The organism is Kitasatospora sp. NPDC093558, from assembly GCF_040683475.1.
GTDB lineage: Bacteria > Actinomycetota > Actinomycetes > Streptomycetales > Streptomycetaceae > Kitasatospora.
Genome location: NZ_JBFBDY010000152.1, coordinates 1 through 14,092, shown reverse-complemented (window position 1 = coordinate 14,092; position 14,092 = coordinate 1). Strand labels below are relative to the sequence as shown.

Sequence of the window (14,092 nt, the reverse complement as noted above, 5' to 3'; positions counted from 1 at the left end):
GTGCTGGAGGGTGATCTCCCGCCCGCCCCGGGCGGGGAGCGCGCTGCCGCCGGGGAGCAGCGCGGCGACCGGTTCGTCCAGCGCGGTAGCGCCGTCGAGCACCAGCCGGGCGAGCACGAGCGAGGTGAACACCTTGGTGACGGAACCGATTTCGAACAGCGTGCGCGGCCCGGGCGCGCTGCCGCCCGGACCGGTGCGCCCGGCACCGTGGATCTCCACGGCGCCGCCGGCCAGCCCGGCGACCACCGCGCCGACGTGCTGGCCCGCGAGCCGGTCGGCGGTCCGCTGGACGAGGCAGGCGAGTTCGTTCATGACTGTGAGCCTAGGCCCGCCCACCTGCCGATTCGTCAGCCCTCATGGTGATCTCCACTGCCCCCTCCTGCGCCCGCAGGAGTACGCCCCGCTGCGCCCGGCAAGGTACGAACGCAGCGAGGCGTACTCCCGAACGCAGGAAGGCGTACTCCCAGCCCGACAGGGCAGCCGGTCAGCAGGTCAGGTTCGCCCCCGGATCGACGCCGAGGAGCTGCGCGAAGCCCTGGTACAGGCTGACCCGGTGCTGCATCTGGGCCGGGTTGTTGCCGTTGCACTCCAGCGTGCCGTTGATGCTGCGGATCGTCTCGCCGAAGCCGGCCCCGTTGACCATCGCGTCGTGCGCGGTCATGGTGCCGGGCCCGTTCTGGGTGTTCCAGTACCAGAGGCCGGTCTTCCAGGCGACGGCCGGATCAGTCTCCACGAGACCTGGGTTGTCGAGCAGGTCGATGCCCAGCGAGTCCCCGGCGGCCTTGTAGTTGAAGTTCCAGCTGAGCTGGATCGGCCCGCGCCCGTAGTACGCGGCCTGCCCCGCCGGGCACCTGTACGGCTGCGAAGCGTCGCAGTAGTGCGGGTAGTTGGCGGTGTTCTGCTCGACGACATAGACGAGCGCGCCGGTCTCGTGGCTGACGTTGGCGAGGAAGGCGGCGGCCTCCTGCCGGCGGACGGTGTCGCTGCCGGTGGTGGTGAAGCCGGGGTAGGCGGGGAGCGCGTCGAGGAGGCCCTGGTAGGTGTAGAAGGGGTTCCGGTTCGGGAACATCTGCTCGAACTGGGCCTGGCTGACCGGGAATCCGCCCGGACCGGGCTGGGTGGGGGTCGGGTTGGGCGACGGGTCGCCGGAGCCGCCGCAGGGGCCTTGGTCGGACCAGACGCCGGAGCCGCCGGTGCTGGGGCGCTCGTTCTGGGTCCACCACTTGGCGGTCCAGTTGTGCCCGTTGTACGAGACGGAGGCTCCTCCGGTGTACACGGCGGAGGAGCTCCACGGCGTGCCGCAGGTGGCCGCGCCGGCGCCGGCGGGGAAGAGCAGGAGGACGGCGAGCGCCGTCGCCATGGCGGAGAGCAGCGCTAACACGCGTTTGATCGACACGTCATCACCCTCGTTGCAGTGGGGGGCAGTTGTGGGGGTGATGACGACTGAACCGCTATGGTCTATACCTGTCAAGGGGTTTGGTCAAAGGCACTTACAAAGTCCGGAGCCAAGGCGCTCTACAGCGTCCGGAGCCAAGACGCTCACGAAATCCGGAGGCGCTGCGGCGCCCTACGGCTCCAGCGCCGCCCGCAGACGTGCCGCGATCTCGGCCGCCCCGGCCTCGTCCGGGTACTTCCCGCGAGGCCAGAAGAAGCCGCGCAGCCCGTCCTTCGGATTGCGCGGCACCACGTGGACGTGCAGGTGCGGCACCGACTGGCTGATCCGGTTGTTCGCCGCGACGAAGCTCCCGGCCGCGCCCAGCCCGCTCTCCATCGCGGCCGCGACCCGCTGGACCCGCAGGAAGAACGGGCCGACGTCGGCCGCCGGCAGGTCGGCCAGGGTGCCGTGGTGGGCGCGCGGGACGACGAGGACGTGGCCGGGGAAGAGCGGCCGGCGGTCCAGGAAGGCCACCGCCGCCTCGTCGTCCAGCACCCGGTGCGCGGGTTCGGTGCCGGCGACGACCGCACAGAAGATGCAGTCCATCCGCCCATTCAAGCCGCCGCCGAGAACGCCGTCACGTTCACCACGCAGGCGGAGTCCGGCGCAGACCCCGGCCCCCGAACCCCCCCGAACTCCCCGAACCCCCCGAACCCCCCGGAACCCCCCGAACCCCCCGGAACCCCTACTCGTACCGGTACATCAACGCGTCCCGCTCGTCCTGCTCGATCATCGCGATGGTCAGCGCGTCGTCCCGCAGGTGCGAGAGCGTGACCTCCGCCGAACTAGGCTGCGCGTCCTTGGCGAGCCAGTTCTCCGGCTTCCACGCCGAGCCCCGCATGAAGGACTTTGGGCAGTGCGCGTACACCTCCTCGACGGCCACGACGATCGCGCTGCGCGGCGGCTTGCCCACGGCCGTCAGCTGCCGCAGCAGCTCCGGGTCGGTGGACACGCAGGCCCGCCCGTTGACCCGCAGGGTGGTGTCCCGCCCGGGGACGACGAAGAGCAGCCCGACCCGGCCGTTCTCCAGGATGTTGTGCAGGGTGTCCAGCCGCTTGTTGCCGGTGGCGTCCGGTATGGCCAGGGTGTACTCGTCGAGCACCGAGACGAGCCCGGCCGGCCCGCCGCGGGGCGAGACGTCGCAGCGGCCCTCGGCGTCGCAGCTGGCCACGAAGACCATCGACGAGCAGGCGATCAGCTGCCGCGCGACGTCGTGCAACCGGTCCACCTGCTTGAAGCGTGCACGATCACTGGGCTGCTCGTAGACCTCGCGGAGCTGCTCGGGGGTGCGCAGGGCACCGGCGTCGAGCGCGGCGAAGAGGCCGTGCGGCCCGTCCTGCACGGCGGCTGACGGAAGCGAAGTTTCCGAAGTGCTGGTCATACCGGCGAATCTAGCCGAGCACGTCAAGGCAGCTGCCGGGACGGATCCGCTCCCACCCCTCCTCACCAGCGCTTTTCCGCCGATTCCGCTGATAATGGGGCCAGGGACTTCCACGGGAGGTGGTGGTCGTGATCGTCAGGATCTGGGCCGGGCAGGTCATGGCCGGGCGCGTCGAGGAATTCTGCACGTTGCTCACGACGAAGGTGATCCCGCAGCTCGGCAGCACCGACGGCTGCCTGGGCGGCGAGCTGCTGCGCTCGGTGACCGAGGACGGGCACCGGGTGCTCGTGGTCAGCCGGTGGCGCGACGAGGAGGCGCTGCGCGGGTACGCCGGGCCGATGTGGCGGATCCGGCCGGTCTGGTCCGAGGGCGAGCTGAGCTACCTCGCGCACCCGCCGGTGGTCACGCACTTCATGCCGATCGCCGCACCCGCCGCACTCTGAGGCCGGCCGCAGCCCCGTTGCGGACGGCCGGGCCACAGCCCGCTACCCATAGGCAGTCGCGCCGACGGCTTCAGACGCTCAGCGGCACCGGGTGGATCTCGTCCGCCGGGTGGCCTGTGCGCGTGTGGACCCGCTGCACGGCCTCCTTGGACGGCGCGTCGGAGAGGCAGTACACCGTGCCCGATTCGGGGTCGGCCCACGCGCGCTCGAACTGCACGCCCTCGTCGCCCTGGACCGCCATGTCGGCCTCGTGGGCCGCCTTGAGCTGTTCTCCGGTGATCCCGGCCATCCCGTGGTGGACGTCCATGAACTTCATCGTTCTCGCCTCCGCAGCTCCGGACCCCGGAGCTTCCTCACCTTCCGTGAACACCCCCAATCACCAGCCTGCGCCCCCATCCCGTCCGCCACCACCGCACGGCCGGCCGCCCCCCTCGCGACGCGACCTCCATCGCGACGCGACCTCCACCGCGCCGCGCATTCCCCGCCTCCGCGTGAAACAGCCCACAGCGAAACCCTCTCCCTGGCCTTGCGCGGGCCGTGGCACAATGACCGCAACAGCAGTGACGTTCAGCGCACTCCGGGGTCGGTGAAAATCCGAACCGGCGGTTACAGTCCGCGACCCGTCCGCAGCCAGCGGCCGGTTGACCAGGTGAAATTCCTGGACCGACGGTTAAAGTCCGGATGGGAGGCGTGCGCGGGCGGACGAAGAGCAGTACTCGTGGACCCCCGGTGGTCCACGGGAAGGTGGACGGCGGGAGCGCACGCGCTTCCGTGCCGGGCGAGCGATCTCCCGGCGTCGGCGGTACCCCGGAGACGGGTGTGCCATCGGCTCCGCACACCGGTGCCCGTCCGTGTCATCTCCCTCTGCCGCCCCGGAGTCCGCGCCCCAAGCGCGAGGAGAACCCGGGTGTTCACCGGCATCATCGAAGAGCTCGGCGAGGTCGTGTCGATCGAGGAGATCGGCGACTCCTCGCGTATCCGCCTGCGCGGCCCGGTGGTCTGTTCCGGTGCGCGTCACGGCGACTCGATCGCGGTCAACGGCGTGTGCCTGACCGTGGTCGACACCCCCGAGCAACTGGCGGCCGGCACCGGCGAGTTCAGTGCCGACGTGATGGCGGAGACGCTGCACCGGTCCAGCCTGGGGGAGCTCAAGCCGGGCTCGCCGGTCAACCTGGAGCGCGCGATGGCGCTCGGTGACCGGCTCGGCGGCCACCTCGTCCAGGGGCACGTGGACGCGACCGGCACGCTGCTGGGCCGCGAGCCCGGCGAGCGCGACGCGGCCGGCGAACTCCGGTGGGAGGTCCTGCGGTTCAGCCTGCCGGAGAGCATCTCCCGCTACCTGGTGGAGAAGGGCTCGATCACCGTCGACGGCGTGAGCCTCACCGTGGTCGAGGCGGCCCGCGACAGCTTCACCGTCAGCCTGATCCCCGCCACCCTCGCGCTGACCACGCTCGGCGCGAAGACCGTCGGCGCGAGCGTCAACCTGGAGGTGGACGTGCTCGCCAAGTACGTGGAGCGGCTGCTCGAATCCCGCACCCTGCCGAACCTCCCCAACCTACTTAGCCCGACCGGCCCGACCGGCCCGACCGGCGCCGACGACACGAACACCGCGAACGAAACGACCACGGGGGAATCCAAGTGAGCTGGCTGAGCACCGAAGCCTTCACCGTCCTCGGCGAGCACGTGAAGTGGGCCGACATGATCGGCAACGTGTTCGGCCTGACCGGACTCGCGCTCGGCTGGCGCCGCTCCGTGTGGAGCTGGCCCGTCCAGCTGCTGTCCGGCGCCGTGCTGATCGCCGCCTACCTGGGCGGCCACGTCCCGGGTCTGATCGGCAAGCAGCTGATCGTCATCGTCACCGCCGCCTGGGGCTGGATGCAGTGGCAGCGGGGCCGCCGGGACACCGGCACGATCGCCGTCCGCTTCGCCACCTGGCCCGAGCGCGCGGCCCTGGTGGCCGGCACCGCCGCCGGGACGGTCGCCCTGGCGCTGCTGTTCAAGACCTATCCGACCCTTTCCTGGAGCCCCTGGTCGGACGCCTACATCTTCGTCGGCACGCTGGCCGCGATGGTCGCCCAGGCGCGCGGCTGGCTGGAGTTCTGGTTCGCCTGGATCGCCGTCGACGTGGTCGGCGTCCCGCTCGCGTTCAACAGCGGCTACACCTTCTCCGGCCTGACCTACTCGATCTACTTCGTCCTGGTGCTGCTCGGCCTGCGCGCGTGGTGGCTGAGCACCCGTGAGCAGCGTCCGCAGTCCGCCACCGTCCCGCAGGGAGTCACCGCATGAGCCGCCAGAGCAGCATGACGACCCGTCAGAACGTCGGCGACGCAGACGAGTTCGTCCTCGATCCGGTCGAGCGGGCGATCGCCGACATCGCCCTCGGCCGCGCCGTGATCGTGGTCGACGACGAGGACCGCGAGAACGAGGGCGACATCGTCTTCGCCGCCTCCGCCGCCACGCCCGAGCTGATGGCCTTCACCATCCGCTACAGCTCCGGCGTGATCTGCGCCCCGATGACCGGGGACGAGCTGGACCGGCTCAAGCTGCCGCCGATGACGCAGGTCAACGAGGACCGCAAGGGCACCGCGTACACCGTCTCGGTGGACGCCCGCGAGGGGGTCGACACCGGCATCTCCGCCGCCGACCGCGCCCGCACCGTCCGCCTGCTGTCCTCGCCCGGCACCGAGCCCGGCGACCTGACCCGCCCCGGCCACGTCTTCCCGCTGCGCGCCGTCGAGGGCGGCGTGCTCGTCCGCCCCGGCCACACCGAGGCCGCCGTCGACCTGGCCCGGCTCGCCGGGCTGGCGCCGGCCGGCGCGATCGCCGAGGTGGTCAACGACGACGGCAGCATGGCCCGGCTGCCCGAGCTGGTCGCCTTCGCCCGCGAGCACGGCCTCGCGATCATCTCCATCGAGGACCTGATCGCCTACCGCCGCCGCACCGAACTGCACGTCGACCCCGCCGCGACCACCGCCCTGCCCACCGCCCACGGCGAGTTCACCGCCGTCGGCTACAAGGGCACCATCGACGGCGTCGAGCACATCGCGCTGGTGGCCGGCGGCCTCGGCCCGGACGGGCGGCTGCCGGAGGGCGAGGACGTGCTGGTGCGCGTCCACTCCGAGTGCCTCACCGGCGACGTCTTCGGCTCGCTGCGCTGCGACTGCGGCCCGCAGCTGGAGGCCTCGCTGCGCCGGATCGCCGAGGCCGGCCGCGGCGTCGTCCTCTACCTGCGCGGGCACGAGGGCCGGGGGATCGGCCTGGCCCACAAGCTGCGCGCCTACGAGCTGCAGGAGCAGGGCCGGGACACCGTCGACGCCAACCTCGACCTCGGTCTGCCGGCCGACGCCCGCGACTACAGCATCGGCGCCCAGATGCTCGTCGACCTCGGCGTGCGCTCGCTGACGCTGCTCACCAACAACCCCGAGAAGCTCACCGCGCTCACCGAGCACGGCCTCAAGGTCAAGGGGCGCGAGCTGGTCGAGATCGCGCCGGGGGAGCACAACCTGCGCTACCTGCGCACCAAGCGCGACCGGATGGGCCACGACCTGCCCGGCCTCGGCTCCTGACCGCCCCCGGCCCCAGCCCCAACCTCGGCCCCACCCCACACCCCACACTCACTCGTACGACGAAGACGAACAGGAAGTAGCGAACATGAGCGGCCACGGAGCTCCCGAGCTGACCATCGACGGCGCCGCCGACCTCAAGGTCGCGGTCGTCGCCGCCCAGTGGCACGACCAGGTGATGAACGGCCTCCTGGACGGCGCCCACCGCGCGCTCAAGGACCTGGGCATCGCCGAGCCCACCGTCCTGCGCGTGCCCGGCACCTTCGAGCTGCCGGTGGCCGCCAAGCGCCTCGCCGACCGCGGCTACGACGCCGTGATCGCGCTCGGCGTCGTCATCCGCGGCGGCACCCCGCACTTCGACTACGTCTGCCAGGCGGCCACCGCCGGCCTCACCCAGGTCAGCGTGGACACCGGCGTGCCGGTCGGCTTCGGCGTGCTGACCTGCGACAACGAGGAGCAGGCGCTCGACCGCGCGGGCCTGCCCGGCTCCGCCGAGGACAAGGGCCACGAGGCCGTCACGGCCGCCGTCGCGACCGCGGTGACGCTGCGCGACGCGCGCTGACGAAGCCCGTACGGTCCCGGACCGTGGACGTCCACCGGACTGTCCACGGTCCGGGACCGTTTACCGTCCGTCCGCCCGCACGCCGTAAGGTGGCCCCATCATGGCTTCGAAGACATTCGAGGAGCTCTTCGCCGAGCTCCAGCAGAAGGCCGCCACCGGCGACCCCTCGTCCTCCCGTACCGCGCAGCTCGTCCAGCAGGGCGTCCATGCGATCGGCAAGAAGGTCGTCGAGGAGGCCGCCGAGGTCTGGATGGCCGCCGAGTTCCAGTCGGACGAGCAGACGGCGGAGGAGATCTCGCAACTCCTCTACCACCTTCAGGTGATGATGATCGCCCGTGGCCTGACGCTCGACGACGTCTACAAGTACCTCTAAACAGCTCCCCACAGCACCCCTCCCAACAGGTAAGGAACCGACCTCCCATGCTGCGCATCGCCGTCCCCAACAAGGGTTCTCTCTCGGGTCCCGCGGCGGAGATGCTCCATGAGGCCGGGTACCGCCAGCGGAAGGACCCCAAGGAGCTTGTTCTCGTCGACCCGAACAACGAGGTCGAGTTCTTCTTCCTCCGCCCGCGCGACATCGCGGTCTACGTCGGCTCCGGCCGCCTGGACGTCGGCATCACCGGCCGCGACCTGCTGCTGGACTCGCACTCCAACGCCGAGGAGGTGCTCGCGCTCGGCTTCGCCGGGTCGACGTTCCGCTTCGCGCGTCCCGAGGGCGTCGCCGTCGAGGACGTGAAGGGCCTGGAGGGCCTGCGCATCGCGACCTCCTACACCGGCCTGGTCGAGCAGCACCTCGCCGACCACGGCGTGAAGGCGACGGTCACCAAGCTGGACGGTGCCGTGGAGACCGCGGTGCAGCTGGGCGTCGCCGACGTGATCGCCGACGTCGTGGAGACGGGCACCAGCCTGCGCAACGCCGGCCTGGAGGTGTTCGGCGATCCGATCCTGATCTCCGACGCCGTCGTGATCCGCCCGAAGGGCGCCGGCGAGGACCCGGGGGTGGAGCAGTTCCTGCGCCGCCTCCAGGGCGTGCTGGTGGCCCGCCGCTACGTGCTGATGGACTACGACATCCGCGCCGAGAACGTGAGCGCCGCCGTGGCCCTCACCCCCGGCCTGGAGTCGCCGACCGTCTCCCCGCTGCACACCGAGGGCTGGGTGGCCGTGCGCGCGATGGTGCTCCGCAAGGAGGCCCAGCGGATCATGGACGACCTGTGGGGCATCGGCGCCCGGGCCATTCTGGTCACCAACATCCACGCCTGCCGCCTCTGACCTCGCGCGTCCCGCGGACCTCGGGTCCGCCGCGCGGGTAAGCAAGGGTTGAATGGGGCGGGGACGCCGACCGGCGTCCCCGCCCTCGCGCTGTCCGCCGCCGAAGCAGGCCGTCCGCCGCCGAAGCAGGCCGTCCGGCGCCGAACTGTGCCGTCCACCGAACCGTGCCGTCCACCGAACCACCCCACCGGAGCCCCCCGTGTCCACGCCCGTCGAGCATGTCGAGCACGCCGAGTACGTCGAGTACCCCGTCACCTGGGCCCCGCGCCGCACCCGTGCCGTGCTGCTGCCGGTCTGCGCGCTGCTGGTGGTGCTGTTCGTCGCGATGGCGCTCGTGCTCCCGGCGAGCTGGCAGCTCAACGACCGGATCATGATGGTGTGCAGCGGCGTGGCGTTCGCGTGCGTCGGCCTGATGCTGGCCCGCCCGCGGGTGACGGCCGACGCCGAGGGCGTGACGGTGGTCAACTTCGTGCGCCGCCGCCGGCTGGCCTGGGCCGAGATCGTCCGGGTCAACTTCCGCCAGGGCGACCCGTGGGCCACCCTCGACCTCTCCGACGGCACCTCGCTGGCCGCCGTCGGCATCCAGTCCGGCGTCGGCAAGGCCCAGGCGATCGCAAACGCCCGCGCCCTGCGCGACCTCGTCGAGCACCACGCCCAGGCCGCCTGAGCCGGCCGCCCAGAGCCGACCGCCCAGGCCGCCCGAGCCGGACCCCCACACCCCAACACCCGCACCCGAAAGCTCCCCCCAACGGTCGAAACGGCTATGGTCTACGCTGGTAAAAGCGGGGCAAAGTTGCCGCCCTGCCCGAAAACGACCTGACCCGAATACGACCTGAGGAGTGACACTCCCCCTCGATGGACGATCCGTCCGGTAGTACCTGCGCCGCCTCACTTCCGGCCCCCGGAAGGCAGGCGGCACTGTGATCACGGCCTGGCTGCTGTTGCTCGCGGCCGTCCTGCTCATCCTCGCCAACGGCCTTTTCGTGGCCGCCGAGTTCGCCTTCGTGACCGTCGAGCGCGGGGCGGTGGAGCGCGCCGCCGACGCCGGCGACGCCAAGTCCGGCCGGGTCGCGCGGGCCCTGCGGCACCTCTCCTTCGAACTCTCCGGCGCCCAGCTGGGCATCACCGTCACGTCGCTGGTGGTCGGCATGCTCGCCGAGCCGGCGCTGTCCACGCTGCTGAGCCCGGTGTTCGACGCCGTGGGCCTGCCCGACGCCGCCGCGCACGGCACCGCCGTGATCCTCGGCATGCTGATGGCGACCGTCCTGCAGATGGTGATCGGCGAGCTGGTCCCGAAGAACTGGGCGATCTCGCGACCGCTCCAGGTGGCCCGCGCGGTGGCCGCGCCGCACATGGCGTTCTCGCGCGGGTGCCGTCCGCTGATCCGCTTCCTGAACGGGGCCGCCGACCGTACGGTCCGCGCCTTCGGCATCGAGCCGCAGGAGGAGCTGGACCACGCCCGCACCCCGGCCGAACTGGTCTCGCTGGCCCGGCACTCGGCCAAGGCCGGTGCGATAGACGAGGAGTCGGCGACGCTGTTCGTCCGCACCCTCGGCCTCGGCGACCTCACCGCCGAGTCGGTGATGACGCCGCGCGTGGACGTCGCCGCCCTCCAGCGCGACGCGACCGCCTCCGACGTGGTCAACCTCACCCGGGCCACCGGCCTGTCCCGCTTCCCGGTCTACGCCGACAGCCTGGACGAGGTCACCGGCATCGTGACGCTCAAGGACGCGCTGGCCGTCCCGGCCGTCCACCGCGGCCAGACCCGGGTCGCCGACCTGGCCTCGCCGCCGCTCCTGGTGCCCGAGACGCTGCCCGCCGAGCGCCTGCTCGACCAGCTGCGCCGGCTCCAGCCGATGGCGATCGTGGTCGACGAGTACGGCGGCACCGCCGGCGTCGTCACGGTCGAGGACATCGTCGAGGAGATCGTCGGCGAGGTGCAGGACGAGCACGACCCGGCCGACACCCCCGAACTGGTCCCGCTGCCCCCGGTGGACGGCCGGCCGGTCTGGGAGGCCGACGGCCGTGCCCGCACCGACCAGCTGGAGGCCATCGGCCTGTACGCCCCGGAGGGCCCGTACGAGACGCTGGCCGGCCTGGTCGCCGACCTCCTCGGCAAGCTGCCCGAGCCGGGCGAGCAGGCCCACCTGCCGGGCTGGCTGCTGACCGTGGAGGCGGTCGACCGGCACCGCACCAGCAAGGTCCGGGTGGAGCGCAGCACCGCGCACCCGGAGTACGCCGACGACGAGGACGGGACCCGATGACCGCGCTCCAACTGGCCGTCGCCGTCCTGCTGTTGCTCGGCAACGCGTTCTTCGTCGGCGCCGAGTTCGCGGTGATCTCGGTGCGCCGCAGCCAGATCGAGCCGCTCGCCGAGGCGGGCCACAAGCGTGCCCGCACGGTGCTGCACGCGCTGTCCAACGTCTCCGCGATGCTGGCCGCCGCCCAACTCGGCATCACCGTCTGCTCGCTGGGCCTCGGTGCGCTGGCCGAGCCGACGATCGCGAGCCTGCTGGAGGGCCCGTTCCACGCGGTCGGGATCCCGTCCGGCCTGATGCACCCGCTGTCGTACGGGATCTCGCTGGCCGTCGTGGTCTTCCTGCACATGGTGATGGGCGAGATGGTGCCGAAGAACATGGCCCTGGCCGGCCCGGAGAAGGCCGCGCTGTGGCTCGGCCCGCCGCTGGACCGGCTGGCCCGCTGGCTGGCGCCGGTGATCCGCTTCCTGAACGCCTTCGCGAACGGCGTGCTGAGGCTGTTCCGGGTCGAGCCCAAGGACGAGGTCGAGTCGGTGTTCACCACCGAGCAGCTGATGTACCTGCTGATCGACTCCCGGGACGCGGGCCTGCTCGACGAGGAGCGCCAGGAGCGCCTGGAGGACGCGCTGGAGCTGGGCCGCCGGCCGGTCACCGACGTCCTGCTGAAGCCCGAGCAGCTCGTCACCGTGGACACCAAGGTGACCGCCGCGCAGGTCGAGGAGCTGGCGCTGCGCACCGGCTTCTCGCGCTTCCCGGTCACCGACGGGGACCCGGCCGGCCACGGCTACCTGGGCTACCTCCACCTCAAGGACATCCTCGACGTGGAGGACCCGTCGCTGCCCGTCCCGGCCCGCCTGTGGCGCCCGATCACGGTGCTGCGCGGCGGCCTCCCGCTGGACGACGCGCTCGGTGCGATGCGCCGGGCGGCCTGCCACCTGGCGGCCGTCACCGACCAGGACGGGCGCACGCTCGGCGTGGTCATGCTGGAGGACGTCCTGGAGGAGCTGGTCGGCGAGATGCACGACCCGGACCACCGCTCCGTGGCGTAACGTTTCGCCGCCCATCGCGCCCGGTGCCGCACCGGCGTGTCCGCTGTCGGCGATTCTGCCGAGAGCATTCAGCGGTTCCCATGCCGGCCACCCGAGGAGCAGGGTGGTCGGCATGAGGCTTCTCTTGCTGGGTGGAACGAAGTTCGTCGGACGCGCCGTCGCCGAGGAGGCGCTGGCCCGGGGCTGGGAGGTGACGGCCCTCAACCGCGGTACGCAGCCCGCGCCCGAGGGCGTGACGGTGCTGCGCGGGGACCGCACCGCCGAGGGCGGGCTCGACGCCCTGGCGACGGGGGAGTGGGACGCGGTGGTGGACACCTGGTCCTGGGCCCCGGCGGCGGTGCGCGCCAGCGCCCGGCTGCTCAAGGACCGTGTCGGGCACTACGGGTATGTGTCCAGCTGTTCGGTGTACGACTACCCGAAGCCGCCCGCGGCCGACGAGTCCGCCGCGGTCGTCGAGGCCGTGCCGGACGCGGCGGGGGAGGTGCCGTACGCCGAGGCCAAGCGCGGCGCCGAGCTCGCCGTGGAGGAGGAGTTCGGCGGGCGCGCGGTGTACGCCCGAGCCGGGCTGATCCTCGGCCCGTACGAGAACATCGGCCGGCTGCCCCACTGGCTCAACCGGATCGCCCGGGGCGGCCCGGTGCTGGCCCCCGGCCCGCGCGACCTGCCGCTGCAGTACATCGACGCCCGCGACCTCGCCGCCTGGATGCTCGACGCCGGCACGGCCCGCCTCGGCGGCGCGTACAACCTGGTGAGCCCGGCCGGGCACGCGACCATCGGGACGATCCTGGAGGAGTGCGTCCGGGCCACCGGCTCCGACGCGGACCTGCGCTGGACGGACCCGGAGCCGATCGTGGCCGCCGGCGTCGAGCCGTGGACGGAGCTGCCGATCTGGGTGCCGCCGGGCGAGCTGCACGACTACCTGCACGACGCGAACGTCGACCGCGCGGTGGCCGACGGCCTGCGCTGCCGCCCGGTGGCCGAGACCGTCCGGGACACCTGGACGTGGCTGCGCTCGATCGGCGGCAACGCCCCGCAGCGCGCCGACCGGCCGTTCGCGTGGCTCGACGCCGAGCGCGAGGCCGAACTGCTCAGGAGCCTGGGGAGCTGAACGCCGAACGCCGAACGCTGAACGCCGAACGCGGCGGGGACGGCGGCCGGGCTCAGCCCCGGCCGTCGATCAGCTCCCCGTACGCCTGGACGAGGTCCGGCAGCCGCAGCGTCGCCAGGTCCTCCCGGCCCGGCGGTACGCGCAGCTGCGAGAGCCGCAGGTCCCGGTAGGCGCAGGACTTCTCGTAGAGCGTGCGGATGAACCGGCCGTTGCCCAGCTCGTCGATCCAGCCCTCGCGCACCACGTGGGTGCAGATGCTGGCCAGCTCCTCGGCCGCGTCCTCGTCCCAGCCGTCGCCGTCCCGGCCGGCCAGCGCCGCGCCGATCGCGGTCAGCTCGCCCGGGCGGTAGCTGGGGAAGTCGACCCGGGTGGTGAAGCGGGAGTTGAGGCCGGGGTTGGTGGCGAGCAGCCGGTTCATGCCCTCGGGGTAGCCGGCCAGGATCACCACCAGCCGGTCGCGGTTGTCCTCGGCGCGCTTGAGGAGCACCTGGAGCGCCTCGTCGCCGTACGCGTCGCCCTTGGTGTAGCCGGAGTTGGAGAGGCTGTACGCCTCGTCGATGAAGAGCACGCCGTCCAGCGCGGAGTCGATCAGCTCGTTCGCCTTCACGGCGGTCTGGCCGAGGAACTCGCCGACCAGGTCGGCCCGTTGGGCCTCGACCAGGTGGTCGCCGGAGAGCAGGCCGAGGGCGTGGAAGACCCGCCCGAGGATCCGGGCGACGGTGGTCTTGCCGGTGCCGGAGGGGCCGGAGAAGACGAAGTGGCGCTTGGGCGGCTGGACCGGCAGGCCCTGCTCGGCGCGGAGCCCGGCCATCCTCAACTGGGCGGACAGCGCGCGCACTTGGCGCTTGACCGGCTCCAGGCCCACCATCATGGCGAGTTCGGCCAGGGCTGCGTCCAACTCGCCCTCGCTGCCCGCCTGTTGGGGGGCGGCGGCCGGGGCTGTCCGGGGCAGCGCCTCGCCGCGGATCGGCAGCGGCACGACCGGCACGACCGGCATGACGGGCCCGGCCGGCCCGGCCGAACC

Annotated in this window: 17 protein-coding genes and 1 riboswitch; of the genes, 11 read left to right on the top strand and 6 right to left on the bottom strand. The window is 72.2% G+C overall.

The window, feature by feature from the left end:
• The 4 genes from AB0O00_RS17090 to AB0O00_RS17075 all read right to left on the bottom strand — a co-directional run.
• On the bottom strand, positions 1–312 hold a 312-nt coding region (locus AB0O00_RS17090), incomplete at its 3' end, for a serine hydrolase (RefSeq protein ID WP_363652519.1).
• A 172-nt stretch (positions 313–484) separates the two neighbouring features.
• Complete coding sequence (locus AB0O00_RS17085) at positions 485–1,360, bottom strand: glycoside hydrolase family 19 protein (RefSeq protein WP_363652522.1); 876 nt, start codon at positions 1,358–1,360, stop codon at positions 485–487.
• Between the two features lie 207 nt (positions 1,361–1,567).
• On the bottom strand, positions 1,568–1,981 hold the full coding sequence (locus AB0O00_RS17080) for an HIT family protein (RefSeq protein WP_363652518.1): 414 nt from the start codon (positions 1,979–1,981) through the stop codon (positions 1,568–1,570).
• A gap of 139 nt (positions 1,982–2,120) precedes the next feature.
• Complete coding sequence (locus tag AB0O00_RS17075) at positions 2,121–2,816, bottom strand: MSMEG_1061 family FMN-dependent PPOX-type flavoprotein (RefSeq protein ID WP_363652516.1); 696 nt, start codon at positions 2,814–2,816, stop codon at positions 2,121–2,123.
• A gap of 128 nt (positions 2,817–2,944) precedes the next feature.
• Between AB0O00_RS17075 and AB0O00_RS17070 the strand changes: the two genes are divergently transcribed.
• Positions 2,945–3,259, top strand: coding sequence for an antibiotic biosynthesis monooxygenase family protein (locus AB0O00_RS17070; RefSeq protein WP_363652514.1), 315 nt, complete (start codon positions 2,945–2,947; stop codon positions 3,257–3,259).
• 70 nt (positions 3,260–3,329) lie between these two features.
• Here AB0O00_RS17070 and AB0O00_RS17065 read toward each other — a convergent pair whose 3' ends face one another.
• Positions 3,330–3,575 carry an SCO4226 family nickel-binding protein gene (locus tag AB0O00_RS17065; protein WP_363652512.1) on the bottom strand — a complete coding sequence of 82 codons (246 nt, stop codon included), beginning with the start codon at positions 3,573–3,575 and terminating at the stop codon, positions 3,330–3,332.
• A 253-nt stretch (positions 3,576–3,828) separates the two neighbouring features.
• A riboswitch (FMN riboswitch) is annotated at positions 3,829–3,956 on the top strand.
• Positions 3,957–4,166: 210 nt separating this feature from the next.
• On the opposite strand from AB0O00_RS17065, the gene AB0O00_RS17060 reads away from it, so the two are divergent.
• From AB0O00_RS17060 to AB0O00_RS17015, 10 genes are all read left to right on the top strand, one after another.
• The gene (locus tag AB0O00_RS17060; protein ID WP_363652510.1) at positions 4,167–4,901 is read left to right on the top strand and encodes a riboflavin synthase; all 735 of its coding nucleotides are present in this window, start codon (positions 4,167–4,169) and stop codon (positions 4,899–4,901) included.
• A gap of 56 nt (positions 4,902–4,957) precedes the next feature.
• Complete coding sequence (locus tag AB0O00_RS17055) at positions 4,958–5,545, top strand: nicotinamide mononucleotide transporter family protein (RefSeq protein ID WP_363652520.1); 588 nt, start codon at positions 4,958–4,960, stop codon at positions 5,543–5,545.
• Positions 5,542–6,825 (top strand): bifunctional 3,4-dihydroxy-2-butanone-4-phosphate synthase/GTP cyclohydrolase II, encoded by a 1,284-nt coding sequence (locus AB0O00_RS17050; RefSeq protein WP_363652508.1) that lies wholly within the window; start codon positions 5,542–5,544, stop codon positions 6,823–6,825. The genes AB0O00_RS17055 and AB0O00_RS17050 overlap by 4 nt, the downstream gene beginning before the upstream one ends.
• An 85-nt stretch (positions 6,826–6,910) precedes the next feature.
• Positions 6,911–7,384, top strand: coding sequence for a 6,7-dimethyl-8-ribityllumazine synthase (gene ribH, locus AB0O00_RS17045; protein ID WP_363652506.1), 474 nt, complete (start codon positions 6,911–6,913; stop codon positions 7,382–7,384).
• Positions 7,385–7,484: 100 nt separating this feature from the next.
• The gene (locus AB0O00_RS17040; protein WP_097238956.1) at positions 7,485–7,757 is read left to right on the top strand and encodes a phosphoribosyl-ATP diphosphatase; all 273 of its coding nucleotides are present in this window, start codon (positions 7,485–7,487) and stop codon (positions 7,755–7,757) included.
• Positions 7,758–7,804: 47 nt separating this feature from the next.
• Positions 7,805–8,653, top strand: coding sequence for an ATP phosphoribosyltransferase (hisG, locus tag AB0O00_RS17035; RefSeq protein WP_363652504.1), 849 nt, complete (start codon positions 7,805–7,807; stop codon positions 8,651–8,653).
• Positions 8,654–8,852: 199 nt separating this feature from the next.
• Positions 8,853–9,320 (top strand): PH domain-containing protein, encoded by a 468-nt coding sequence (locus AB0O00_RS17030; protein WP_363652502.1) that lies wholly within the window; start codon positions 8,853–8,855, stop codon positions 9,318–9,320.
• A gap of 253 nt (positions 9,321–9,573) precedes the next feature.
• Positions 9,574–10,917, top strand: a complete 1,344-nt coding sequence (locus AB0O00_RS17025) for a hemolysin family protein (RefSeq protein ID WP_363652500.1) — start codon at positions 9,574–9,576, stop codon at positions 10,915–10,917.
• Complete coding sequence (locus tag AB0O00_RS17020; protein WP_363652498.1) at positions 10,914–11,960, top strand: hemolysin family protein; 1,047 nt, start codon at positions 10,914–10,916, stop codon at positions 11,958–11,960. Before AB0O00_RS17025 ends, AB0O00_RS17020 begins: the two co-directional genes overlap by 4 nt.
• Before the next feature lie 112 nt (positions 11,961–12,072).
• Positions 12,073–13,068, top strand: a complete 996-nt coding sequence (locus AB0O00_RS17015; RefSeq protein WP_363652496.1) for an NAD-dependent epimerase/dehydratase family protein — start codon at positions 12,073–12,075, stop codon at positions 13,066–13,068.
• Between the two features lie 52 nt (positions 13,069–13,120).
• On the opposite strand, the gene AB0O00_RS17010 is transcribed toward AB0O00_RS17015, so the two are convergent.
• Positions 13,121–14,092, bottom strand: a 972-nt coding sequence (locus AB0O00_RS17010) for an AAA family ATPase (protein ID WP_363652494.1), incomplete at its 5' end; no start/stop codon positions are given.